Raw genomic sequence first — 24768 nt, 5'->3', positions numbered from 1 at the left:
CCCTCTGCCGTAATCTCCCTTCGTCCTCCATCATGGGGTGACGGCCCCCCCCCCTCGAGCCCGGACGCGGCTGAAGAAAGGCCGACCTCCGGCCAAGCCGCCCTCGCCGGCCCGCCCGCATCAATGGCAAAGAATGCCTGCGCGATCGCGTGCCGGCAGAGACGAAAGGCGCGAACGTCTGTGCCCGCCCTCTCCGCTTAGAAATCACCTGTCTTTCGCCCGAACCCCCCGCATCATGGGGAATAGGATGCCGTCGGCGGGCGCAGGCCTTGTTCGGCACCCTGCATTCGCGGTTGTGGGAGCGCAGGACGCCTGACTTCCGCCGCGCAGATTTGACACATCGCGCGTGCACTTCACGCGCAACAGCCGTAGAGTGGACAGGAAAACCCAGGAGGCGAAGGATAAACATCTGAGATAAAAGGGGTTTCTCCCGGGAAGCCGGCGCTCCCGAGACATGGCATGCGGCTTGCTAACCAAGCTATGAACCAGCGGCCAGTCAATAATGCCGCGGCTCTTCTCGAACAAGGAGATAAAAGAATGGGGAACTTTCAGCGCTTTTTGATCACCACGGCCGTCGCCTTGATACTTCCGGCGACTTCGCTTTCGGCATCGGAGATCCGGGTCGGCTTCACCGCCGATGCACTCACGCTCGACCCGGCCAACCATCGCAACCGCGAGACGGAAACGATCATCCGCAACATGCATGACGGACTGCTGACCCGCGATCCGGATATGAAGGTCGTTCCGGAAATCGCCAAATCCTGGACGCAGACGTCGCCGACCGCCTTTGAATTCAAGATCCGCCAGGGCATCAAGTTCCATGACGGTTCGGACCTCACCGTCGAGGACGTCAAGTTCACCCTCGACCGCCTGACGGTCGAGGGCGCCATGGGCGACGGCCAGACCAGCCCGCGCAAGAGCCTACTCGGTCCGGTCAAGGATATCGAGATCGTCGGCGACGACACCATCCGCATCAATCTCAATGAGCCCTGGCCGCTCCTGCCGGCCATGCTGCCTTTCCAGGAATTCGTCTCCAAGGCCTTCGTGGAAAAGGTCGGCACCGCCGGAATGGCAACAGCAGAGAATGGCGCGGGGCCTTTCAAGCTGGTCGAATGGCGCAAGGGTGATTCCATCATCATGGAACGCTTTGACGATTATTACGGCGGCTCGCCGGACATCGCGCCGGTCGGCAAGGCCTGCGTCGATCGCGTCATCTTCAAGATTATGCCGGAAACGGCCTCGCGCGTTGCGGCCCTGCTTGCCGGCGATGTCGACATCATCAACAGCCTGCCGCCCTTCTCCATCGCCCAGGTCGAGCAGAATCCCAATACCGCGGTCATGACAGTCAACGGAACCCGCAGCGTCTTCCTTGCCCTCAACCTCAAAGGCGACAAGTTCGATGACATCAAGGTTCGCCAGGCGGTCGCGCACGCGCTCGACAAGCAGCTGATCATCGACAAGATCCTCGGCGGCAATGCCGTATCGATCGAAGGCATCCTGAGCCCTGCCGCCTTCGCATCGACCCCTGACCTGCCCAAGCACGAATATGATCCCGAAAAGGCCAAGGCGCTTCTGGCGGAAGCCGGTTTCGCCGATGGCATCGACATCACCATCGACGCCGAAGGCGCAGACAAGGACACGGTCGAAGCGATCGCCTCGGTGCTTGCCAAGTCCGGCATCCGCGCCAAGGTCGCCATCGGTGAGAGCGCGATGATCGACGCCAAGTGGAGCCCGAAGAACGACAAGAACGACGGCGACATCTACTTCACCTCGTGGGGCAACGGCTCGCTCGACCCGTTCGATATCTTCGTGCCGACCCATTATACGATGGGCCGCGGCAACGCCTCCGGCTATTCCAACAAGGAAGTCGACGCCCTTCTGGATCAGGGTGCGATCGAACTCGATCCGGCCAAGCGTGCTGCCCTTTACCAGCAGGCGGAAGCGATCGTGAACGCCGAGCTTCCCTACATCTATCTCTGGGTTCCGAAGGATATCTACGGCGTGTCAAAACGCCTGAAGGGCTGGAAGCCGAGCGCCGACAGCCGCATCAACCTGCACGACGCCTGCGTCGAATAACCGACACAGGCGGGAATAGGTCATGCGATTGGGCAAACTGGTCGAGCGCCTTCTGCAGCTCGTCCCGGTTCTCCTGGGCGTCAGCACCATCGTCTTCCTGATGATGGCGCTGACGCCGGGAGATCCCGTTGAAATCATGATCGGCGACCAGCCGATCACCCCGGCCGAGGAACTGACGCTCCGCCAGGACCTCGGGCTCGACAAGCCGATCGGCGAGCGTTTCGTGGTCTTCCTCGAAAACGCCGTCACCGGCGACTTCGGCATGAGCCTGTTCCACCGACGGCCGGTGTTCGACGTGATCGTCGAGCGCCTGCCGGCGACGATCGAGCTGAGCCTCGTCGCGCTGATCATCGCGCTTGCCACGTCCATTCCCCTCGGCGTGATGGCGGCGATCAAGAAGAATACCATCATCGACCGTGTCGCCACGATCGGTTCGCTGCTCGGCGTGTCGCTGCCCGGTTTCTGGTTCGGCATCCTGCTCCTGATGCTCTTTGCGGTCCAGCTCAGGCTGCTGCCGGTCTCGGGCCGGATCGGATTTGACAGCGAAGTGGCGCCGATCACCCATTTCCTGCTGATCGACACGCTGTTGCGCGGGCGTCTCGACGCTTTCTGGGATGCGCTGTCGCATATCCTGCTGCCGGCGATCACGCTCGGCCTGCCGATGACGGCCATCCTGACACGCGTCACCCGCACCTCCATGCTCGAAGTGCTGCGCCAGGACTATGTCGCCTTCGCCGAAGCCAAGGGCCTCAGCCGTCGCCGCATCCTCTTCCGCCATGCGCTGAAGAACGCGCTGATCCCGACCGTCTCGGTCGCCGCGCTGGAGACCGGGTCGCTGCTCGGCGGCAACATGATCGTCGAGACCGTGTTCGGCTGGCCTGGCCTCGGCCGGCTGGTGGTCGAAAGCATCTTCGTGCGCAACTACCCGCTCGTCCAGGCCGCCGTGCTGTTCTACGCCGTCACCTACGTGCTGGTGAACTTCGTCGCCGACCTCCTCTACACGCTGCTCAATCCACGGGTGAAACTATGACCGTCGCCGACGATGCTGCCGCGCCGGCAAGGGCTGCCGATCAGGGCAAATCGCTGTTCAAGCGCAACCTGGAGAACTTCACCGAAAACCGGCTGGCGCTTGCCAGCGCCGTGCTGGTGCTGATCTTCGTGCTGATGGCGATCTTCGCGCCCTGGATCGCCCCGCACGATCCGAACGAAACCGATCTCTTCCGGCGCCTGCAGCCACCCGCCTGGGTGCCGGGCGGCGAATGGGGCTACCTGCTCGGTTGCGACGGGCTCGGCCGCGATATCCTGTCGCGCATCATCTATGGTTCGCGCATATCGATCTTCATCGGCACCGCGGTCATCCTCGTCGCCACCACGATCGGCATCGTCGCCGGTCTCGCCGCCGGCTATCTGCGCGGCTGGGTCGACATCGCCATTTCGCGGCTCGTCGATATCCTGCTCGGCTTCCCCTACCTGATCTTCGCCATTGGCCTCATGGCGATGATGGGGCCTGGCCTGTTCAACATTATCCTGGCGCTCGCCTACAAGGAATGGGTCATTCCCTGCCGGGTTGTGCGTGGGGAAACCCTTGCCGTGCGCGAACTCGAATATGTCGAGGCCGCCCGCGCCATCGGCGCCTCGCGCTTCCACATCATGCTGCGCGAGATCATGCCGAACATCCTGTCGCCGGTGATCGTCGTGTCGACCATCCGCATGGCCGACGTCATCATCCTGGAGGCCAGCCTCTCGTTCCTCGGCCTCGGCGTCCAGCCGCCGACCGCCTCCTGGGGCTCCATGGTCGCCGACGGCCGCGCCTTCATCCTCGAAGCCTGGTGGGTCTCGACCTTCCCCGGCCTTGCCATCCTGCTGCTCGTGCTGGTGATCAACGTGGCGAGCCAGGGCCTGCGCGACGCCTTCGATCCGAGGTTCAACGAATGACGACCACCGCCTCCCCCCTCCTCCAGGTCCAGGGTCTCAGGACCGTCTTCGACACCCGTGCCGGTCGTGTCTTCGCCGTCGATGGCGTCGATGTCACCGTCAATCCGGGCGAATGTCTTGGCGTCGTCGGCGAAAGCGGCTCGGGCAAGAGCGTCACCTTCTCCTCCGTCATGGGACTGGTGCGTGCGCCGGGCCGTATCGAAAGCGGTTCGATCCGCTTCGAGGGACGCGATCTGCGGGCATTGTCGCCGCCAGACATGCGCAAGATCCGCGGCCGCGACATGGCCATGACCATGCAGGATGCGCTGACCGCGCTCAATCCGGCACTGACGGTCGGCGAACAGATCCTCGAAGTGCTCTTTGCCCATGACGAGACGCTTCCTGAAGGTCGCATGGCAAGGCGAAGAGCCGCCCGCGCCAAGGCGGTCGAGATGCTGGAACTCGTCGGCATAGCCTCGGCCGGCGATCGTCTCCAATACTACCCGCACGAATTTTCAGGCGGCATGCGGCAGCGGATCATGATCGCCATAGCACTCGCCTGTCGGCCGAAGCTGCTGATCGCCGACGAACCGACCACGGCCCTCGACGTGACGATCCAGGCCCAGGTGCTCGAACTGATCGCCGATATCCGCGTGCGTCTCGGCATGAGCGTCGTTCTGATCACCCACGATCTCGGCGTAGTCTCGGAATATTGCGACCGGGTGATGGTCATGTATGCCGGCCAGGTGGTCGAGGAAGGGCCAACCGCCTCGGTGATCCAGAACCCGCAGCACCCCTATACGCGGGGCCTGCTGCAATCCATCCCGCGGCTTTCCCTGCGCGGCCAGAAGATCAAGCCGATCGAGGGCCAGGTCCCCGATCTGATCGATCTGCCGCCGCAATGCCGCTTTTATTCCCGCTGCAGCGAGCGCCTGGACGCCTGCATGAACAGGATCGACATGCGGGAACTCGGCGAACTGCGCCGGGCACGCTGCATCCGCCTGCCGGAGGTCAAGGCATGAGCGAGAATTCGAATACGCCGCTGATCACCGTGGAAAACCTGGTGAAGCACTATGGCGGCCGGCGCGGCCCGATTTCCTGGGCAACCGGCAAGCCGCCGATCAACATCCGGGCGCTCAACGGCGTCTCCTTCGAGGTCAGGCGCGGCGAGACGCTCGGCCTGATCGGCGAGAGCGGATGCGGAAAGTCGACGCTCGGACGAGCGCTGCTGCGCCTGCACGAGCCCACCTCAGGAAAGGTCGTCTTTGACGGGACCGAGGTCACGGCACTGAAGCCCGAAGCGCTGAAGGCGATGCGCCGGCACATGCAGATCATCTTCCAGGACCCCTACGCCTCGCTCAACCCGCGCCGCACGGTCGCCGACATCATCGGCCTGCCGCTGATGCTGCACGGGCTCGCCGCCAATCGGCGCGAGATGCGCGACAAGGTGGCGGCGATCATGGACAAGGTCGGGCTGAAGACCAATCACCTCGACCGCTACCCGCACCAGTTCTCCGGCGGCCAGCGGCAGCGTATCGGCATCGCCCGGGCGCTGATCAGCAATCCGCAGTTCATTGTCTGCGACGAGCCGGTCTCGGCCCTCGACGTATCGATCCAGGCGCAGATCATCGAATTGCTGACCGGCCTCAAACGCGACATGGGTCTGACCTACCTGTTCGTCTCGCACGACATCTCGGTCATCGGCTATCTGAGCGATCGGGTGGCGGTGATGTATCTCGGCGAAATCGTCGAGATGGGACCGGTCGAAACGGTGCTGTCCAATCCGCGTCATCCCTATACGCAGAGCCTGATGTCGGCGGTGCCGGATGTCGACCATCCGGGCAAGCATCAGCGCGTGCGGCTGACCGGCGACCTGCCCTCGCCACAGTCGCCGCCGCCCGGCTGCAAGTTTCATACACGTTGTCCGCTCGCAACCGATCTGTGCCGGGTCGAAGCGCCGCCGCGCCATGATCTCGGCGACGGCCATACGGCGTCCTGTCATCTGATAAACGACAATGTCTCGATCCTGAGGTAGTGCGATGTTGCCCTTCGATGCCAAGCCCGCCAGCCCGGTTCTGCTTTCCGGCAGCGCTTACGAGCGCGGCCACGCTCAGGCGACAAAGGCCGGTGTCAGCGACCAGCAGATCCGCACCGCCGTTCTCGGCCGCGTCGACCAGGCCAGCGCCGCCGGCCTGCTCGATACCGACGGCCTCGGCTACATCGAGGCGCAACGCGCCTTTCTCCTCACCGAGGACCCCGACACGATGGCCGAACTGGCCGGCATTGCCGACGGTTTCGGCCTGATGGAGGACGATCTCTTCGTCCACCAGCACATCACCATCCTGCGCGACCTCAAGACGGCCGCCGAAATCGACACCGACGGCTGCAGCACCTGGGCGGTCGGCGACAGCGAGGACGGGCCGCTGGTGGTCAAGAACCGCGACTTTTCCGGCACCCATCTCGGCGTGCAGCGGGTCTTCCTGCATGAGGGCCCGGACATCGCGACGGGCCGGATGATCTGCGTCGGCAGCGCCGGCAGCCCCGGCGCCTATTCGAGCGGGATCAATGCGGCAGGCCTCGCGCTTGTCGACAACCATGTCGGAACCAGACGCCATGGTGTCGGCTGGCTGCGCTACTTCGCGATGACCCGGATCCTCGCCACTTGCCGCACGGTGGACGAGGCGGTCGCCTTCATCGCCGCGCGGCGCCATGCCGGCGGCGGAAATCTGGTGCTTGCCGACCGCAGCGGGGCGACCGCGGCGATCGAATTCGGCACCGACACATTTGGCATCGAGAGGGGCGCGGCTTCCTGGCGGACCAATCATTTCGTGACAGCGAAAATGATGGACTGCAATCTTCTCGAGAATGGCGACCGGATCGATGAGAACTCATCGGTCCGGTTCGACTTCCTGTCGCGCATGGTGCCGAACCGGCGCTGGAATGTTGCGGCGGCAGCGGCCCTGATGGCGAGCCACGCCGAGGATGGGCCAGACATGGCGCCGCTCTGCCAGCATCCCAGCCGCGACGACTCCCAGACCATCTCGACCGTCATCTACCGCTGCGACAAGGCGAGCCTTCATTTTCTCGAGGGCAATCCCTGTTCGGGAGAGTGGCGGTTGTTCGAAATGCCGGTATAGTCGTCATGTCTCAAGCAGGGCGGCCCATGGCGAATTACGAGCGCGATCTGATCGGCGAGCATGCAAGCATCGATACCCTGCGGAAGCTGATCACGCGCGTCGCCAAAAGCCCCGCCCGCACCGTGCTCATCTATGGTGAGACCGGCACCGGCAAGGGACTGGTGGCCCGCATGCTGCACCAGCAGTCGGCCCGTGCTGCGGGCGAATTCGTCGACATCAACTGCGCGGCCATTCCCTCGAGCCTTCTGGAATCGGAACTCTTCGGCCACGAGCGCGGCGCCTTCACCGGTGCCCAGGTCAAGAAGGCCGGCCTCGTCGAGATGGCAAATCACGGCACGGTCTTTCTCGACGAGATCCGCGAGATGGACCTCGTGCTGCAAGCCAAGCTCTTGAGCTTCCTCGATACCCAGAGTTTTCGCCGGGTCGGCGCCGTCACCTCGACTTCGGTCGACGTCAGGCTCGTCACGGCGACCAACAAGATCCTGCTCGGCGAGGTCAACTCCGGTCGCTTCCGGGAGGATCTCTACTACCGTCTGCAGGTCGTGGCGATCAACCTGCCGGCTCTTCGGGAACGCGCCTCCGACGCCCTGATCCTGTCGCAGCATTTCGTCGACAAGTTCAACGCCCAGTACAAGCGCAACATCAGGGGCCTGAGCGAGGAGGTCCAGCAGATCTTCCTGCAGTATCCCTGGCCCGGTAATGTCCGTGAGCTGGAAAACCTGATCGAGCGCATCTTCATCCTCGAAGACGACGACCTGATCCTGCCGCGCCATCTACCCGACCGCATCCTGCGTACGGTGAAGGCAAAGGCAGCGGGTGTCCTGTCGGTTGCCCGGGGCCAGCCTGCGGCCGACGATCTGTCGCTCGGGTTTCACGGGGCAACGGCGCATTACCAGAAGCATCTGATCGAGGCCGCACTGGCGGCTGCCGGCGGCAATCTGCAGCGCGCCGCCACAACCCTGAAGATCAGCCGACACGCCATGCGCCACCAGATGATCAAGCTTGGCCTGATCACCGATTGAGCCGGCGCGCATTGCACGACACGCGGCGTGCATTTCGCGCAGCTCCCTGAGCGAAAACCGTGTCCATGATTTTTCATCAGACATTACAGCACCTTAACGAACCATTCGCGTTTGGCACGGTGCATGCATTCACCTGGACAAGACGGATTTCGTTCTTCCATGGAGAAAGTGCATGCGATCTATGAAGATCATCTGCCCCAACGGGCATCTGGGTTTTGCGCCGCTGAAACCCAAGAGTTTCCACATCGGCGTCGAGGCCGGTCCCGACTTCATCGCGGCCGACAGCGGCAGCGACGACATCGGCCCGGTGCCGCTTGGCAACGACACCTGCGCGAGCCCGAAGGCCTGGCAGGCGCATGACCTCGAGGAAATGCTGCTGGCCTCGCGCCGCATCGGCGTGCCGATGATCATCGGCTCGGCCGGCGATACCGGCACCAACAGCCGGGTCGACATGTATGTCGAGATGATCCGCGAGATCGCCGCCAAGCACAACCTGCCGCCCTTCCGGATCGGCTGGTTCTATTCCGAGGTCGACAAGGAACTGGTGCGCGCCAAGATCCGTTCCGGCTCGACCATCCAGGGGCTCGACGCCCGTCCGGCCCTGACCGAAGAGGAACTCGACGCCACCGAACGCGTCGTCGCCATGGCCGGCGTCCATCCGTTCCGGGCGCTGCTCGATCAGGGTTGCGACGTCATCATCGGCGGCCGATCCTCCGACAGCGCCGTCTTTGCCTGCGCGGCCCTTGCCCGCGGCTTTCCGGAAGCGCAGTCCTACTATCTCGGCAAGGTGCTGGAATGCGCCTCGTTCTGCGCCGAGCCCTATGGCGCCAAGGAAACGGTTCTCGGCGAGATCACCGAGGATTGGGTCGAGGTCACGGCCATGTCGCCGGAACAGCGTTGCACCGTGGCCTCGGTTGCCGGCCACGCCATGTATGAGCGTTCCAACCCGTTCTTCGAATATGTCGCCGGCGGCATGCTCGACATGACCAATTGCGTCTACGAGCAGGTCTCGGAAAAGACCACCCGCGTCACCGGCATGGAGTTCGTTCCCGCAACCGACTTTCGGGTCAAGCTCGAAGGCTCCGGCAAGCTCGGCGAGCGCTTCGTCGGCATGGCCGGCATTCGCGACCCCTACACCATCGCCCATGTCGATGAGGTGATCGAATGGGCCAAGACCCAGGTGCGCGAACGCTTCGGCCCGGACGGCTGGGAACTGCACTACAATGTCTTCGGCCGCAACGGCATCATGGGCGACATGGAGCCGCTGAAGGACAAGCCGGGTCATGAACTGATGATTGTCGTCCAGGGCGTCGCCCCGACCAGGGAAATGGCCGAGGAAGTGACCATCACCGGCACGCGCCAGCTGTTCTACGCCCGCCTTCCCGACGTCAAGGGTACTGCCGGCGGCGTCTCCTTCGTGCTCGACGAGGTGATGCAGGCGAGCCCCGCCTACCGCTGGACCCTCAACCACACCATGGCTGTCAGCGATCCGCTGGAGCTCTTCCCCACCCACACCGCCATCATCGGCAACGGACAGCTCGAGGCTGCGCAATGACCGTGACCAAACTCTCCGATCTCGCCAAGACGATCCGCAGCAAGAATGCCGGGACCGACAAGATCACCTTCGACATCATCTTCCGCGAGCGGGAGACCTATGAAAGGGTGAAACGCTCCGGAGCTTTGACGCCCGAAACGGTCTGCGCCATCCTCGGCATCGACCAGGCCCGGCTCACCGACTTCGTCGAATACGATCCGGCCTATGCGATCAAGTTCACCATCCTGCGCCTCCGCCCGAGCGGTAGCCCGGGCGACGCCGACATCTTCGGCGCGCAGCAATATGCGCCCTTCCTCGATGTCGAGGTGCGGGACATCTGACCTGTCCCGAAAGTCTTCGATTGCCTTCGCCCGTTGCCGTCAGGAAGCCGGGCGGAAGGCCTTGATGCGGGCTGGATCGGTCTCGATCCGGCCCGCTCCGATCAGGTCAAGACAATAGGGTACGGCGGCAAAGATGGTATCGAGGCTGAAACGGATCGAGCTCGGCTTGCCCGGCAGGTTGATGATCAGCGTTTTACCCCGCGTGCCGGCCGTCTGGCGCGACAGGATGGCGGTCGGCGTCTGTTCGAGGCTGGCGCGCCTGAGCTGCTCGCCGAAGCCGGGCAATTCCTTGACGAGCACCTCGCGCATGGCTTCCGGCGTTTGATCGCGCGGCGCGGGTCCGGTCCCGCCGGTGGTGAGGATCAGGTCGACCTGGCTTTCGTCGCAGAGCGCTATCAGCGTGTCGCGCACCGAGGCGACGCCGTCCGGGATGATCCGCTTGACGATCTCATAAGGAGAGGTGACGACCTCCCTTAGCCATTCCTCGATCGCGGGTCCGCTAAGGTCTTCGTACTGCCCCCGGCTGGCCCGGTCCGATACGGTAACGATGGCGATCTGCATTCTGTCCTCCAGAGCGGAAATAGGGCGCATGGCCGGCTGAGGGCGTGGTTCAAACCCTCGGGCGGCGCGCCTTGACCCATACAGGCCAACAGGCCACCGGCGCAACGGACATGCATACTCTCGCGCCGGCCGCTCCTAGAACAATGCGTCGTCGAAAAGCTCTTCATCGGATGCCGGAGCCGCCGAGGCCGCGACCTGGCTTTCCGCGACGGCTGGTGATGCGCCGAAGATCCCGGCATGCAAGTCCCGTTCGGCGGCCATGGTATAGAGCCGCCCGATCTTCGTTCCGATCTCTGCCATATCGCCCGCCATGTCGGAGGTGTCCGGGATGACGGACAAGGCTTCTTCGGCGATTTGCGCGGCGCAGTCGTCAAGGACGTCACCGAGTTCTGCCTGAAAGTCGAGTTTGCGGATGGTGACTTCCATCTGCTCGACGGCCTGGCGGCCTTGCAGGTCCACGGCCGAAAGGCTCTGCTCCATCCGGTCAGCCGAATGGCGGATGCTGTCGAGGGCCTGCGCCAGCTGCTGAGAGAGGCCGATCTCGCTCTCCTCCGCGGGATCGCCACTGCCCCCGAGGGCATCGGCGCACGTGCCGAGCCGGTGAAGATCCGACAGGATTTCCTCGGCACTCTCATCCATCTGGCCGGCAAAGGCCCGAAGCTCGGCAGTTACGACATTGATCGCCCGGCCTTCCTCGCCAATGCGACTGCAGCGCAGGTTGGTGTTGAGCGCCATATACTGAATATCGGTCCGCACCACCCGCACGATCTCGATCCCGTCCAGCAGTTCGCGAACGATCTGGCCGGTGCATCGGCTCAGTTCGTCGGACTCGCCGGCCGCCGCAGTCACGGTCCTGACCACATCCTGGGCGCTGGCGATGTTGGTTTCTAGCTGCCGGATCAGGCTGTTGCCCGTGCTCTCGTCGTCGTTCATGCCCTGCCGCAGGGACAGGATGGCCGAAACATCGGTTTTGAAGCTGCTGACGGTTGAGACGATCTTTGCTGTGTCCCGCCGGAAGTCGGCACAGGTCTGGTCGATCTGCCGCTTGACGAGAGTGAGGACGCAGGCCCGCAGACGCCGGCGCTGTTCGCCGTCGAGCGCCTGTCCGGCTGCACTGTCGAGATAATCGTCGATGATGGCGAGGCTCGACTGGCAGTGCTCGATGCGCTGGCGTGTGATGTCGCCGATCTGCATGGCCGAAAGCACGGTCGCCAGTTTCGCCTGCACCGCGCCCGCGAGCTTGCGCACCTGCTGTGCAGCCATGGCTAGCTGGTTGTGATGGTCTTTCAGCTGGCCCGCGCCGCGCTCGAGTTCGCCGGCAATCGCCGGGACCAGATCGCGATAGCTCGCAAGGATTTGCTGGCCGCGTGCGGCGGCCGGCTTGAGCTGCCTGGAAAGATCCACCAGTTTGGTGGCGAAGCTCTCGACCTGGTCGCTTCCGTAGCGAATGCGATCGATGATCTCTTCGGCGAAACCGGCAAACTCGCTGACGCCGGCGCCGGTGATTTTCGCAGTCAGCGCGAAGGTACGCAGATAGCGCAGCGTCTCGCGCATCCGTCCGACCTCTTCAGCGAGGTCCCGCTCGATCTCGGCGATCCTGGACAGATTTTCCTGCCGGTCCTCTTCCAGCCGCGGCAGCTCCGCCAGCCTTGCCATGATGCGGGAAAGATCCGCTCGCGTCCGCTCAGCCGTCTCGCCGCTCAGCGAAACCATCATGGCGTCGAGCGTATCGATCATCCTCGACACGGACTCGAGCACCCCAAGCAGAACCGTGCCCCCTTCGAGGAAGCGGCTTTCGATTCTTGAGCGGGCATTTTCGAGGCCTGCGGAGAGACCGTTTGCAAGCTTGACGCGTGTGGCCAAGGCCGATGCTTGATTCCTCGACACTTTCTTCTCCGCTTCGAGAGTCTTTTTCTATTTATTCAGTTTAGAACTTTAGAACGAGTTACTTTAGGTTTGACTTAGAATCTTTTTTTACCCCTAAATTTATAAGGGAAATCTCCTAGTCCCCACCTGGCAATCGCACTTGCGGCAAACCATCCCTTCCGCCCGTTAACAGCATGATAAAAATCGAAAAAATCAAGGAGGCTTAGTTAATGGAACGCCACCAGGACACGCATCCGTTGTGCACGCCTAATTTGGCGTGCCTAAAGTCGCCAAGTATTTTTACATTTCTTTAATTCACGAACGCCAAGATTTCAGGAAGATAGGCTATTCGGTGGATTATTTATAGTAATGTCAAATGACGGCCTTAACTGCACTGTAGTTAGACCAGAGAAAGCTACAGGCATTCGAAACATCTCCAAGTTTTATCCCGAACTATCGGCCGCACTTTCCGGCACGCAACCTGTGATACTCGATATCGCCGGCGATCCCGAGGTGGACCTCGCCTTCGTCCAGGTCGTGGAATCCGCACGGCTGTTTGCCCGCACGCATGGAAGAACGCTGTCGCTGTCGCAACCGGCCAGCGGCTCTTTGCTCGACGTGCTCGGTCGAGCCGGCTTCATCGAAAACGCGTCGCACGAGGACGCACTCTTCTGGCTTCACAAGGGATCCGCCCAATGAGCGCACATATTCTCACCGTCGACGATTCGGCCAGCATTCGAATGACGACGAAGATCGCCCTGTCCAATGCCGGCTATACGGTGACGGAGGCCGTAGACGGGGCTGACGGCATCGCCAAGCTTTCGGCCGGCGCATTCGATCTGATCGTCACGGACCTGAACATGCCGAACATGGACGGACTGACCATGATCCGGGAGTTGCGCAAGATGCCGGCGCATACCGGCGTGCCGGTCATCTTCCTGACCACCGAGTCCGATGGCGAGATCAAGAGCCAGGCCAAGGCCGCAGGCGCCACCGGCTGGCTGACCAAGCCCTTCGATCCGGAAAACCTCGTCAAGATCGCTCGGAAAGTCCTCGGCAAATGAGTGACACCGATCCGATTGCCGTCTTACTCACGGAGGCCGCCGAACTTCTCGAGCAGATCGAGATCGGCCTTCTCGACCTCACCCACAGGCTCGACGACAAGGATCAGATCGACGCGGTCTTCCGCGGCCTTCACACGCTCAAGGGCTCCGGCGCCATGTTCGGCTTCGACGCCCTTGCCGCTTTTACCCATCATTGCGAGACCGCCTTCGACCGCGTCCGCAAGGGCGACGTGCCGGCAAGCCAGGAACTGGTTGCCGCGGTCCTTGCCGCACAGGACCACATGAAGGCCCTGATCGAAGCGCCGCACGGCGACCATGATGACAAGAGCAGCACCCTGCTGGGCGCGCTCCATGCCGCCGTCAATGGCAGCGGAAACTCGGCTGTCGTCTCACCGGCCGAGCCGGAGGCAACGGCGCCGGCCAGACAGGACGGCAGCGATCGCGCCGGCTGGACGGTGCGCTTCCGGCTGCCGGTCAATGCCATGGCCAACGGCACCAATCCGCTCGGCCTTCTCGACGAGCTACGCGATCTCGGCGACTGCCGCATCACCGTCGACAAGAGCAAACTGCCGCCCCTCGACAGCCTCAACCCGTCGGACATTTATCTCGGATGGACCGTCGAGCTCCTGGGCGATGCCGACCGCACGGCGGTGGAGGATGTGTTCATCTTCGTCATGGACGAGATGGAACTCTCGATCGAGCCGATCCTGCGCGAGACGAAGCCGGTGGCCGAAGCGGACGTCGGGACCGCCGCCGCGGACGTGCCCGTCCCGGCCCCGGTGATTGCCGCCCGGTCCGCGACACCCGCCGCAGCGCCCGCGCCTCAATCCGCAGCGACCGAACAGAAACAGGCGAAGGCCGCGGAAAATGTTCGCGTTCCGGCCGAGCGCCTCGATGAACTGATGGACCGGGTCGGCGAACTGGTCATTGCCCAGTCGCGTCTGTCCCAGCTTGCCGATGCCAGCATCGAAATCCAGCTGCGTGCCGTGTCGGAAGACATCGAACGCCTGTCCGGCGAACTGCGCGACACGATGATGGTCCTGCGCATGATGCCGGTCGCCAGCCTGTTTGGCCGCTTCCGCCGCCTGGTGCACGACCTGTCCCGCGAGACCGGCAAGGTCATCGAACTGGAAACCGAGGGCGAGACCACCGAAGTCGACAAGACGGTCATCGACCGCCTCGCCGATCCGCTGGTCCATCTGGTGCGCAACTCGATCGACCATGGCCTCGAAACCCCGGACGAGCGCCGCGCCGCCGGCAAGCCGGAAGCGGGCCACGTCCGCCTGTCGGCGCGCCAGTCAGGTGGCGAAGTGATCATCACCGTCAAGGACGATGGCCGCGGCATCAACCGCGAGCGGGTTCGCGCCAAGGCCGAATCCTCTGGCCTGATCCAGCCCGGCGCTTCCCTGAGCGACCAGGAACTGCTGCAACTTATCTTCCAGCCGGGCTTTTCCACGGCCCAGCAGATCACCAGCCTCTCGGGCCGCGGCGTCGGCATGGATGTTGTCAAGAAGACCGTGGAAGCCCTGCGCGGTGCGATCGAGGTCACCAGCACACCCGGCAACGGGTCGGAAATCGCGCTCAGGATTCCGCTGACGCTCGCCATCATCGACGGGCTCCTCGTGCGCATCGGCACCGGTGCCTATGTCATCCCGCTGTCGGCGGTGGAAGAATGCCTGGAACTCTCGCCCGAAACCGACCTGCGCTCGCGCGGCCGCAGCTTCATCTCGCTGCGCGACAGCCTCGTCCCGTTCATTCGCCTGAGAGAACTCTTCAACACCCGGACCGAACCCGATCCGTTCCAGAAGATCGTCGTCATTTCCACCGGCTCCGAACGGGTCGGTCTCGTCGTCGACCAGATCATCGGGGATCACCAGACCGTGATCAAATCGCTGTCCAAGCTTCACCACGACGTCGCGACCTTCTCGGGCGCCACCATCCTCGGGGATGGCAGCGTGGCACTCATTCTGGACGTCGCCCACCTGGTGGCGGCCGGACAGCAACAGGAGGCGCAATTGCGTGCGGCCGGATGATGAAAACAGCGGTTCAACAGACGACCGATCAGTGGGGCGACAAGGAAGAACGCGAGGTTCTCACCTTCGACCTCGCCGGCGAGACCTTCGCCTTCGACGCCACGATGGTTCAGGAAATCCTCGATCTCCTGCCGGAAACAGCCGTTCCCGGCGCCCGTCCCTTCGTCGGCAGCGTCATCAACTTCCGCGGCAAGGTCATTCCGCTGGCCGACATCCGGCTTGCCTTCGGCATGGCGGCGACCAAGCCGACCATCGACAGCCGGATCATAGTCGCGGAGTTGGACATCGAGGGCGAACCAACCCTGGTCGGCGTGCGCACCGACAAGGTGCATGAGGTAACGACACTCAGTCGGGCGGCGCGGGAAAATCCTCCCAGCATCGGCATGCGCTGGCGCGCCGACTACATCGACTGCCTCGTCAAACGGGGCGCGGACTTCGTGATCATTCCAAACTTGAACGAAATTTTCTCGGCGAAGCGAGACGCCGCAGCGGCGGCTTGAGCCAACGGATCTTCAGAGGGGTAAGATGCGCGTGACTATCAAATTGAAACTGTCGATCGCCTTTGCGGCGATCATCCTGATGCTGGTGGGTATCACGCTCTATGGCATCACCAGCCTGAGCACGATCAATTCATCTGCCGAGCAACTCGTCACTGGCAATGTCAAGCGCCTGGAATATGCTTTGCGCGTGACGACGGAACAGGCCGAAGCCGTTCGCGCCCAGAAGAATGCACTTCTCGCCGAAACCCTTGGTGAGGCAGAAAGTTACTACAAGACGGCGGATGGCCACATAGACTCCCTTCTCAAATATGCGCAGGAGTCGCTCGTGGTGTCCTCCGAGGCGGGACGTGCGAGCTGGCAGCGCACGATCGCGCTCGGCGAAACGCTGAAGTCCCTCAATGCCAAGATGAGAGATTTCCACCTGGCCGGCAACATGCTGGCCGCCAAGGAGATCTCGTCGGGCGAACTGCGCAATATGTTGCCGGAGATTTCCGAGTTGGCCTATACCAGCGTGGAACGCAACCAAACCGCCCTCTCGGCGGCCGTGGCGGAAAACCAGGCACTTTACGCGGACACCCGTACGCTGTTGACGGGCGTTGCCGGTGTGGCCGTTCTGCTCGCCGTCGCCGCAGCGGTCTGGCTGTCGCTTTCGATCAGCCGTGGCCTCGGGCGCGCCGTCAGCGTCGTGCGTGATGTTGCAGAAGGCGACCTCACCAAGACGGCGGCGATCACCAGCCGCGACGAAATCGGCGAACTGCTGGGCTACGTCAACAGCATGGTGGAGCGCCTGCGCGGCGTTGTCGCCGATGCGCTGTCGGCCTCCGACAACGTCTCGTCGGGCAGCCAGGAACTGTCGGCAAGCTCGGAACAGCTGAGCCAGGGCGCGACCGAACAGGCAGCCTCCGCCGAGGAAGCCTCCGCCTCGATGGAGCAGATGGCCGCCAACATCAAGCAGAACGCCGACAACGCCGCCCAGACGGAAAAGATCGCCCGCCAGTCGGCCAAGGATGCCGAGACCTCAGGCGATGCCGTCAACCGCGCCGTGGCCGCCATGCGCACGATCGCCGAGAAGATCTCGATCGTCCAGGAAATCGCCCGCCAGACCGACCTGCTGGCGCTCAACGCGGCGGTCGAGGCCGCCCGTGCCGGCGAACACGGCAAGGGCTTTGCCGTCGTCGCCTCCGAAGTGCGCAAGCTTGCCGAGCGCTCGCAGTCGGCCGCAGCCGAAATCAGCGCCATGTCGGGCGAGACCGTACAGTCGGCGCAGAACGCCGGCGAAATGCTGAACCGGCTGGTGCCGGACATCCGCAAGACCGCCGAACTGGTGGCAGAAATCTCGGCCGCCTGCCGCGAGCAGGACATCGGCGCTGCCCAGATCAACGAGGCGATCCAGCAACTCGACAAGGTGACCCAGCAGAATGCCGGCGCCTCGGAAGAAATGTCGGCGACCTCTGAAGAACTCGCCGCCCAGGCCGAAGAACTGCAAAGCTCGATCGCCTTCTTCAAGGTCGACACCGCCGCCCGCGGCATTCAGCCGAGGCCGGTCGCCGTGGTGAACCGTTCAGCGGCGAAGGGCCCGGCCCGTCCGGCACCGCGCCAGGCAACGTCCTCATCCACGGTCGCCGCCCAGCAGGCTCGGGTCAAGGGTTTTGCCCTCGACCTCAGCATGGGCGGACCGGACGCCGCGGACAACGAATTCAGGGAGAGCGCCTGACCATTCCGATCGTCAGACCTCTCGTCCACGGCAATTTGCCAGGAGGATGGTCCGGAGCATGAGCCCGGACCATCCCGTCGAAGGACAACAATAGGCAGGCGTGAATGGATCGCCCCCCTGCTCCGGAACACACGCAGTCCGTCGGATGCCCAGGCTTCCGCGGATCTTGGGCAGAATAGGGATTAGGATGCGTTTTACTATCAAACTTAAATTGGCATTGTCCTTTAGTTTCTTGATTTTCATGCTGGCGGGCTCCGCAGGCTTCGGCATTTTCAATCTCGCCCTGATGAAGGACGGCATGGACGAGGTCGTGGATGTCTCCGCCGCCCGTCTCGACCAGATCCACGAACTCAACGCGCTCACCAGGGATGTCGTGACTGCGCAGAAGAGCATGATCCTGGCCGCCACGCCGCAGGAGACGCAAAGCTTCATCAAGGCGAGCAACGAGGGCCACGCCGAACTCCAGCAGCATTTCACCCAGCTCTCCTCGACCGCAAGCGCGGCAACGAAAGCCTATTGGGACGAGCTGAAGGTCGTGCTCGACCATTTCATCGAAAGTGACGACCTCGTCCAGGATCTCGTGCGCTCCGGCAACAAGGAAGCCGCAATGGCGCTTTCGGCCGGCAAGAGCCACGAGGAGGCCGTCGCCCTGACGGCGAAACTAGACGAGGGTGTCCAGATCAACCGCGACCGCATGCAGGCAGCAAAGCTGGCATCGGACGAGGAATATGAACTCGCGCGTCTGGAACTGATCATCGCCTCCGTCGTGGCGACCCTGATCGCCGTCGTCACTGCCGTCTGGATCGCGTTGGGCATCAGTGCCGGCCTGCGCAAGATCATGGCTGTCGCCGAGGCCGTCGCAATCGGCGACCTCGACCAGAACGTCGAGATGAAGACGAATGACGAGATCAAGGACCTTGTCGACACGATCAACCGCATGACCGCCAACCTCAAGGAGATGGCCCTCATTGCCGAGAGGATCGCCGACGGCGACCTGACCGTGACGCCGAAGCCGCAATCCGACAAGGACGTACTCGGACATTCGCTTGCCAGCATGGTGGAGCGCCTGCGCGGCGTTGTCGCCGATGCGCTGTCGGCCTCCGACAACGTCTCGTCGGGCAGCCAGGAACTGTCGGCAAGCTCGGAACAGCTGAGCCAGGGCGCGACCGAACAGGCAGCCTCCGCCGAGGAAGCCTCCGCCTCGATGGAGCAGATGGCCGCCAACATCAAGCAGAACGCCGACAACGCCGCCCAGACGGAAAAGATCGCCCGCCAGTCGGCCAAGGATGCCGAGACCTCAGGCGATGCCGTCAACCGCGCCGTGGCCGCCATGCGCACGATCGCCGAGAAGATCTCGATCGTCCAGGAAATCGCCCGCCAGACCGACCTGCTGGCGCTCAACGCGGCGGTCGAGGCCGCCCGTGCCGGCGAACACGGCAAGGGCTTTGCCGTCGTCGCCTCCGAAGTGCGCAAGCTTGCCGAGCGCTCGCAGTCGGCCGCAGCCGAGATCAGCGCCATGTCGGGCGAGACCGTACAGTCGGCGCAGAACGCCGGCGAAATGCTGAACCGGCTGGTGCCGGACATCCGCAAGACCGCCGAACTGGTGGCGGAAATCTCGGCCGCCTGCCGCGAGCAGGACATCGGCGCCGCCCAGATCAACGAGGCGATCCAGCAGCTCGACAAGGTGACCCAGCAGAATGCCGGCGCCTCGGAGGAAATGTCGGCGACCTCGGAAGAACTCGCCGCCCAGGCCGAAGAACTGCAAAGCTCGATCGCCTTCTTCAAGGTCGACACCGCCGCCCGCGGCGTTCAGCCAAAGCCGGTTGCCGTCGCTCGTCCGCAAGCTGTCGCCAAGCCGCTGGCACGGCCGGCTGCAAAGGTCAGTTCGACCGTCATCGCCCAGCAGGCGCGGGTCAAGGGTTTTGCCCTCGACCTCAGCATGGGCGGACCGGACGCAGCAGACAACGAATTCAGGGAGAGCGCATGATGGCCACCGGCATGTCCGACGAAGCACAGTTCGTCACCTTTGCCCTGGGCAAGGAAGTCTTTGCCGTTCCCGTCGGGGTGGTGCGCGAGATCCTCGACTACGAGGAACTGTTCCGCATTCCCAATGGACCGGACTACCTGCTCGGGCTGCGCGATGTGCGCGGCCAGGGCGTGCCGACCATTGATCTGAGACTGAAGCTCGGTCTCTCCAAGACCGAGCCGACACCGAGTACCCGCGTGCTGGTGCTCGATATTCCGCTCGAAACCCGCATGCTCTCGCTTGGCATGGTCGCCGACAAGGTATTCGAAGTCATTCCTTTCCGCCGCAGCCAGATCGAGGCGGCCCCGGAGATCGGCGTGCGCTGGAGTTCGGACTACATCGCCGGTGTCGTGCGGCGCGACGAAGGCTTCGTCGTCATCGTCGATCTTGCCCGGCTTCTGTCGAGCGGCGACACCGCCCTGCTTTCCGTGCGCAATGCCGCCTGATCCGACTGGAGCCGAATGAATGTCTGCAGTCGCCACCGTTGCCTGCGTCGAGGACCATATCAGCAAGCGAAATTTCGACCATCTCGCGCGGTTCATCTATGATTACAGCGGCATCAAGATGCCGCCGACCAAGATGACAATGCTGGAGGGTCGCCTGCGCCGCCGATTGCGGGCAACAGGCATTTCGAGTTTCGACGACTATTGCGACTACCTGTTCAAGCAGGACGGGCTCGAGCATGAGAAGGTGTACCTGATCGATGCCGTGACCACCAACAAGACCGACTTTTTCCGCGAACCGAACCACTTCACATACCTGCGGGATCACGCCCTGCCGAAACTGGCCGCAAGGGATCTGCGCCGCTTCCGCATATGGAGTTCTGCCTGCTCGACCGGTGCCGAGCCCTACACGCTCGCCATGGTGCTCGACGACTTTACCGGCGCAAACCCGCAGCAGGACTATGCGATCCTGGCAACCGACCTGAGCACGGAAGTGCTGCAGACCGCCCGCCGCGGCATCTACAGTGCGGACATGGTGGCGCCCGTTCCCGCAGTGTATCACGATCGCTATGTGATGCAGGCCCGCGATCCCAACCGCCGCGAGGTGCGCATCCATCCCGACCTTCGATCCAGGGTCGGCTTTGCCCGCCTCAATCTGATGGATGCAAGCTATGGCGTCGGCGACCCCATGCACATCATCTTCTGCCGCAATGTGCTGATCTATTTCGACAAGCCGACGCAACACCGTGTTCTTTCCCGGCTCATCGAATGCCTGGCCCCGGGCGGCTACCTGTTCATTGGACATTCCGAGACTGTATCGGGCTTCGACCTTCCGATCCGCCAGGTGGCCAACACCGTCTTCGAAAAGGTGTGAGACAGCTTGATAACCAAGAGAGTCCGCGTCCTCATCATCGATGATTCCGCCAGCGTCAGGCAGACACTGAGCCGCGTACTCGAGGCCGACCCGGAAATCGAGGTCATTGGCACGGCTTCGGACCCTTTCATGGCGGCGAGAAAGATCCAGGACGAGATCCCGGACGTCATCACGCTCGACGTCGAAATGCCGCGTATGGACGGGATCACCTTCCTGCGCAAATTGATGGCGCAACGCCCCATACCCGTGGTGATGTGCTCGTCCTTGACGGAACAGGGATCGGAAACGCTGCTCCAGGCTCTCGAGGCCGGTGCCGTCGACGTGATCCTGAAGCCGAAGATCGGCGCGGCCGATCACCTGGCGGAGTCCGGAATGCGGATCTGCGAGGCCGTCAAGAGCGCGGCCCAGGCCCGCATCATCGGTCGGCCAAGGCGCGGCGCGTCACAGAGCGGCCCCGCAACCCGGCTGACGGCCGATGCCGTGCTGCCGCCGCCGACCGGCAAGGCGATGGCCAAGACGACCGAGATGGTGATCTGCGTCGGCGCCTCCACCGGAGGAACCGAGGCACTGCGTGATTTCCTCGAACGGCTCCCCGCCAATTCCCCCGGCATCGTCATCGTGCAGCACATGCCGGAAAAGTTTACTGCCGCCTTTGCCAAACGTCTGAACACGCTCTGCGAGGTCGAGGTGAAGGAGGCCGTGGACGGCGATCCCGTGCTGCGCGGTCACGTCCTCATCGCTCCGGGCGACCACCACATGCTGCTGGAACGGCAGGGCGCCCGCTACCATGTCTCCGTCCGCTCAGGCCCGCTGGTGTCGCGACACCGGCCCTCGGTCGACGTGCTGTTCCGCTCGGCCGCGCGGGCCGCCGGATCGAATGCCATGGGCGTGATCATGACCGGCATGGGCGACGACGGCGCACGCGGCATGGCGGAAATGCACGACGCCGGGGCCTATACGCTTGCTCAGGACGAGGCGACCTCGGTCGTCTACGGCATGCCGAAGGAGGCCGTGGCCCGCGGCGGGGTCGACAAAATCGTTCCGCTCGAACTGATCGCTCATGAAATCCTCGCCGCGGATCGGCGTCGCTGAGAAGCGCAGCGCTACAATTCGCCGAGACCGTTCAAACAAGATTAACCATGTCCGGCGGAGAATCCGCAGTGGAAAACGGCGCAAGCCCAATGGGTTCCGATTCGTTCTGAGACGCGGGAAATCGACTATGCCGGTCATCACCTTTGCCAATACCAAGGGCGGCGCGGGAAAGACCACGGCGGTGCTGCTGTTGGCGACCGAGCTCGAGAGAATGGGATTCCGCGTCACCATTCTCGATGCCGATCCGCAGTACTGGATCAGCCGGTGGCGGGAAAACTCCGGCGACCGGACCAAGGTCAAGGTCGTTCCCTACGTCACCCAGGCCACGCTCGAAAAGCACATTCAAGACGGCAAGCGCGAGGCCGACTACGTGTTGATCGACCTGCCCGGCGCCCGCACGCCGCTGCTCGCCAAGGCGATCGGCTATTCGAACCACGTTCTGATCCCGATCCAGGGTTGCTCGATGGATGCGCAGGGTGGCGCCCACGTGATAGAACTCATGCAATACCTGGCCGACAGGGGAAACATCCACATTCCCTTTTCGGTCGTTCTGACCCGCGTCAATTCGATGGTCACCACACGCGCGCTGCAGACGGTCAAGGCCCTGCTGGCTGAGCGGCGCGTGCATGTGATGGACACGCCGATCATTGAGCGCTCCGCATTCCGCGACGTGTTCGATTTCGGTGGTTCCCTGCACACGCTCACCACTGCCAGCGTGAGCAACCTGGGGAAGGCGCGGGACAATGCGCGCGCTTTCGCCGACGAGGTGCTGATGCACGAGGCGCTCCGCCAACAGCAGCGGCAGGGCCAGCTTGCTGCGCTGCGCGCCGTCGCCTGACTTGAAATCGCTCTCCTGCGACGGTCGAACCACTGGAAGCCGTGGGCCGCGCGTTCTATGACTGACCTGGATCGACGGCGATCCCAGTCTCGGCCGCTCCCGACATGGCCCGCCTCGCCCTTATCGACCTCGCAATGGAGCCTTGCATGTCTCATCATCTGAAATTCTTCATCGACGGCGCCTGGGTCGACCCCGCCGTACCGGCAACCCTGGACGTCATCAACCCGGCGACCGAAGAGGCCTATACCCGTATCTCCCTCGGCTCCAGGGCCGATGTCGACAGGGCCGTTGCCGCCGCCAAGAAGGCCTTCGCCAGCTTTTCCAGGACACCGGTCGCCGATCGCCTGGCATTGCTGAAGAAGATCCTCGACGTCTACAATGCCCGTTTTGAGGACATCGCGGTTGCCGTATCCGAAGAAATGGGGGCGCCCCTGTCCTTTGCGCGGGATGCCCAGGCCTGGGCCGGCCGTGCGCACATGGAATCCACCATCGAAGCGCTGGAAAACTACAAGTTCTCCGAGAAGCGCGGCTCGACCATGGTGGTCAAGGAGCCGATCGGCGTCTGCGCGCTCATCACGCCGTGGAACTGGCCACTCAACCAGATCGTCTGCAAGGTTGCCCCGGCGATCGCCGCCGGTTGCACCGTCGTTTTGAAGCCCTCGGAAATCGCCCCGATCTCCGGCATCGTCTGGGCCGAGATCATGGAAGAGGCCGGCGTGCCGAAGGGCGTGTTCAACCTCGTCAACGGCACCGGTCCCGATGTCGGCCAGGTCATGGCCGGCCACCCGGACGTCGACATGGTATCCTTCACCGGCTCGACCCGCGCCGGCATCATCGTCGCCAAGACCGCCGCCGACACCGTCAAGCGGGTCGCCCAGGAACTCGGGGGGAAATCGGCCAATATCATATTGCCCGACGCCGACCTCGAGCGCGCCGTCAGGAAGGGTGTGCGCGGCTGCTTCGGCAATTCCGGCCAGTCCTGCGACGCACCCACCCGCATGCTGGTTCCTGCCGATCGCCATGAGGAAGCGCTGAAATTTGCCAAGGCCGCCGCCGAAGCCCACAAGGTCGGCAGCCCGACCGCCGAGGACACCGATCTCGGCCCGGTCGTCTCCCAATTGCAGTTCGACAAGATCCAGCGGCTGATCGAGGTCGGCATCAAGGAAGGCGCGACCCTCGTCACCGGTGGCCTTGGCCGCCCCGAAGGCCTCAACCGCGGCTATTATGTCCGCCCGACCGTGTTCGGCAATGTCACCAATGACATGACCATCGCCCGCGAGGAGGTTTTTGGCCCGGTCCTGGCGATCCTGCCCTACAAGACCGAGGAGGAGGCGATCGCCATTGCCAACGACACGGTCTACGGCCTTGCGGCCTATGTCCAGTCGCAGGACATCGAACATGCGCGGGCCGTGGCGCTCGAAATGCGCGCCGGTTCCGTCTACCTCAACTATCCGGAATGGGACACGCACGCGCCGTTCGGCGGCTACAAGCAGTCGGGCAACGGCCGTGAATATGCCGATTGGGGCATTCATGACTTCCTCGAGATCAAGGGCATCGTCGGTTACGGCGACTAGTCCGAGTATCTGCGAACCGCATGACAGGCCCGCCCTCGACAGGCGGTAGCTGTCTGGTCGGAACGGTCATTCTACGGCGCTCCGCAAGATGGAGCGCCGTATATCCGCCGGCCGGCCGACAAAAACAGTTGCGCGCAACTCCTGTCGACAATATGCATA

The 24768-nt window shown here is 63.3% G+C and carries 22 protein-coding genes; 20 read left to right on the top strand and 2 right to left on the bottom strand.

The annotated features are described in order from the left end of the window. The first annotated feature begins 537 nt into the window (after positions 1 to 537). From RHIZ70P_RS15440 to RHIZ70P_RS15400, 9 genes are all read left to right on the top strand, one after another. Positions 538 to 2076, top strand: coding sequence for an ABC transporter substrate-binding protein (locus tag RHIZ70P_RS15440; RefSeq protein ID WP_115671361.1), 1539 nt, complete (start codon positions 538 to 540; stop codon positions 2074 to 2076). Between the two features lie 22 nt (positions 2077 to 2098). Next, positions 2099 to 3106, top strand: a complete 1008-nt coding sequence (locus tag RHIZ70P_RS15435) for an ABC transporter permease (protein ID WP_115671360.1) — start codon at positions 2099 to 2101, stop codon at positions 3104 to 3106. Then, positions 3103 to 4011: an ABC transporter permease gene (locus tag RHIZ70P_RS15430; RefSeq protein WP_115671359.1), complete on the top strand. Its 909-nt coding sequence runs from the start codon at positions 3103 to 3105 to the stop codon at positions 4009 to 4011. Before RHIZ70P_RS15435 ends, RHIZ70P_RS15430 begins: the two co-directional genes overlap by 4 nt. Next, positions 4008 to 5012 (top strand): ABC transporter ATP-binding protein, encoded by a 1005-nt coding sequence (locus tag RHIZ70P_RS15425; RefSeq protein ID WP_115671358.1) that lies wholly within the window; start codon positions 4008 to 4010, stop codon positions 5010 to 5012. The genes RHIZ70P_RS15430 and RHIZ70P_RS15425 overlap by 4 nt, the downstream gene beginning before the upstream one ends. Continuing rightward, positions 5009 to 6025, top strand: a complete 1017-nt coding sequence (locus RHIZ70P_RS15420) for an ABC transporter ATP-binding protein (RefSeq protein ID WP_115671357.1) — start codon at positions 5009 to 5011, stop codon at positions 6023 to 6025. Before RHIZ70P_RS15425 ends, RHIZ70P_RS15420 begins: the two co-directional genes overlap by 4 nt. Before the next feature lie 4 nt (positions 6026 to 6029). After that, positions 6030 to 7127: a C45 family autoproteolytic acyltransferase/hydolase gene (locus RHIZ70P_RS15415; RefSeq protein WP_115671356.1), complete on the top strand. Its 1098-nt coding sequence runs from the start codon at positions 6030 to 6032 to the stop codon at positions 7125 to 7127. Between the two features lie 26 nt (positions 7128 to 7153). Then, positions 7154 to 8149 carry a sigma-54 interaction domain-containing protein gene (locus tag RHIZ70P_RS15410; RefSeq protein ID WP_115671355.1) on the top strand — a complete coding sequence of 332 codons (996 nt, stop codon included), beginning with the start codon at positions 7154 to 7156 and terminating at the stop codon, positions 8147 to 8149. A 172-nt stretch (positions 8150 to 8321) separates the two neighbouring features. Next, on the top strand, positions 8322 to 9704 hold the full coding sequence (locus RHIZ70P_RS15405; RefSeq protein WP_115671354.1) for an acyclic terpene utilization AtuA family protein: 1383 nt from the start codon (positions 8322 to 8324) through the stop codon (positions 9702 to 9704). Continuing rightward, positions 9701 to 10024, top strand: coding sequence for a DUF4387 domain-containing protein (locus tag RHIZ70P_RS15400; protein WP_115671353.1), 324 nt, complete (start codon positions 9701 to 9703; stop codon positions 10022 to 10024). The genes RHIZ70P_RS15405 and RHIZ70P_RS15400 overlap by 4 nt, the downstream gene beginning before the upstream one ends. 39 nt (positions 10025 to 10063) lie before the next feature. Here RHIZ70P_RS15400 and mog read toward each other — a convergent pair whose 3' ends face one another. Together mog and RHIZ70P_RS15390 are read right to left on the bottom strand one after the other, a co-directional pair. Beyond that, positions 10064 to 10585: a molybdopterin adenylyltransferase gene (gene mog, locus RHIZ70P_RS15395; RefSeq protein WP_115671352.1), complete on the bottom strand. Its 522-nt coding sequence runs from the start codon at positions 10583 to 10585 to the stop codon at positions 10064 to 10066. 135 nt (positions 10586 to 10720) lie between these two features. Beyond that, positions 10721 to 12472: a methyl-accepting chemotaxis sensory transducer gene (locus RHIZ70P_RS15390; protein WP_115671351.1), complete on the bottom strand. Its 1752-nt coding sequence runs from the start codon at positions 12470 to 12472 to the stop codon at positions 10721 to 10723. Positions 12473 to 12934: 462 nt separating this feature from the next. Between RHIZ70P_RS15390 and RHIZ70P_RS15385 the strand changes: the two genes are divergently transcribed. The 11 genes from RHIZ70P_RS15385 to RHIZ70P_RS15335 all read left to right on the top strand — a co-directional run bounded on the left by RHIZ70P_RS15385 (position 12935) and on the right by RHIZ70P_RS15335 (position 24609). Next, complete coding sequence (locus RHIZ70P_RS15385; protein WP_115671350.1) at positions 12935 to 13150, top strand: hypothetical protein; 216 nt, start codon at positions 12935 to 12937, stop codon at positions 13148 to 13150. After that, positions 13147 to 13515 (top strand): response regulator, encoded by a 369-nt coding sequence (locus tag RHIZ70P_RS15380; RefSeq protein ID WP_115671349.1) that lies wholly within the window; start codon positions 13147 to 13149, stop codon positions 13513 to 13515. Before RHIZ70P_RS15385 ends, RHIZ70P_RS15380 begins: the two co-directional genes overlap by 4 nt. Beyond that, entirely contained in the window at positions 13512 to 15548 is a 2037-nt protein-coding gene (locus tag RHIZ70P_RS15375) for a chemotaxis protein CheA (protein WP_115671348.1), read from the top strand. Before RHIZ70P_RS15380 ends, RHIZ70P_RS15375 begins: the two co-directional genes overlap by 4 nt. Further along, positions 15548 to 16048, top strand: coding sequence for a chemotaxis protein CheW (locus RHIZ70P_RS15370; RefSeq protein ID WP_115671374.1), 501 nt, complete (start codon positions 15548 to 15550; stop codon positions 16046 to 16048). Before RHIZ70P_RS15375 ends, RHIZ70P_RS15370 begins: the two co-directional genes overlap by 1 nt. 25 nt (positions 16049 to 16073) lie before the next feature. Continuing rightward, positions 16074 to 17762 carry a methyl-accepting chemotaxis protein gene (locus RHIZ70P_RS15365; protein ID WP_115671347.1) on the top strand — a complete coding sequence of 563 codons (1689 nt, stop codon included), beginning with the start codon at positions 16074 to 16076 and terminating at the stop codon, positions 17760 to 17762. Between the two features lie 187 nt (positions 17763 to 17949). Further along, positions 17950 to 19749: a methyl-accepting chemotaxis protein gene (locus tag RHIZ70P_RS15360; RefSeq protein ID WP_115671346.1), complete on the top strand. Its 1800-nt coding sequence runs from the start codon at positions 17950 to 17952 to the stop codon at positions 19747 to 19749. Beyond that, a complete protein-coding gene (locus RHIZ70P_RS15355) occupies positions 19746 to 20234 on the top strand; it encodes a chemotaxis protein CheW (RefSeq protein WP_419178301.1) in 489 nt (162 codons plus the stop codon). The genes RHIZ70P_RS15360 and RHIZ70P_RS15355 overlap by 4 nt, the downstream gene beginning before the upstream one ends. Before the next feature lie 19 nt (positions 20235 to 20253). Then, positions 20254 to 21105, top strand: a complete 852-nt coding sequence (locus RHIZ70P_RS15350) for a CheR family methyltransferase (protein WP_115671345.1) — start codon at positions 20254 to 20256, stop codon at positions 21103 to 21105. A gap of 9 nt (positions 21106 to 21114) precedes the next feature. Beyond that, positions 21115 to 22197 (top strand): protein-glutamate methylesterase/protein-glutamine glutaminase, encoded by a 1083-nt coding sequence (locus RHIZ70P_RS15345; protein WP_115671372.1) that lies wholly within the window; start codon positions 21115 to 21117, stop codon positions 22195 to 22197. Between the two features lie 127 nt (positions 22198 to 22324). Continuing rightward, positions 22325 to 23035: a ParA family protein gene (locus tag RHIZ70P_RS15340; RefSeq protein WP_115671344.1), complete on the top strand. Its 711-nt coding sequence runs from the start codon at positions 22325 to 22327 to the stop codon at positions 23033 to 23035. Positions 23036 to 23181: 146 nt separating this feature from the next. After that, the gene (locus tag RHIZ70P_RS15335) at positions 23182 to 24609 is read left to right on the top strand and encodes an aldehyde dehydrogenase family protein (protein ID WP_115671343.1); all 1428 of its coding nucleotides are present in this window, start codon (positions 23182 to 23184) and stop codon (positions 24607 to 24609) included. Positions 24610 to 24768 lie beyond the last annotated feature (159 nt).

The organism is Paenirhizobium selenitireducens ATCC BAA-1503 (assembly GCF_900492185.1).
GTDB lineage: Bacteria > Pseudomonadota > Alphaproteobacteria > Rhizobiales > Rhizobiaceae > Allorhizobium > Allorhizobium selenitireducens_A.
Note: the sequence above shows the minus strand (reverse complement) of the source record. Positions and strands in the feature narration are given on the sequence as shown.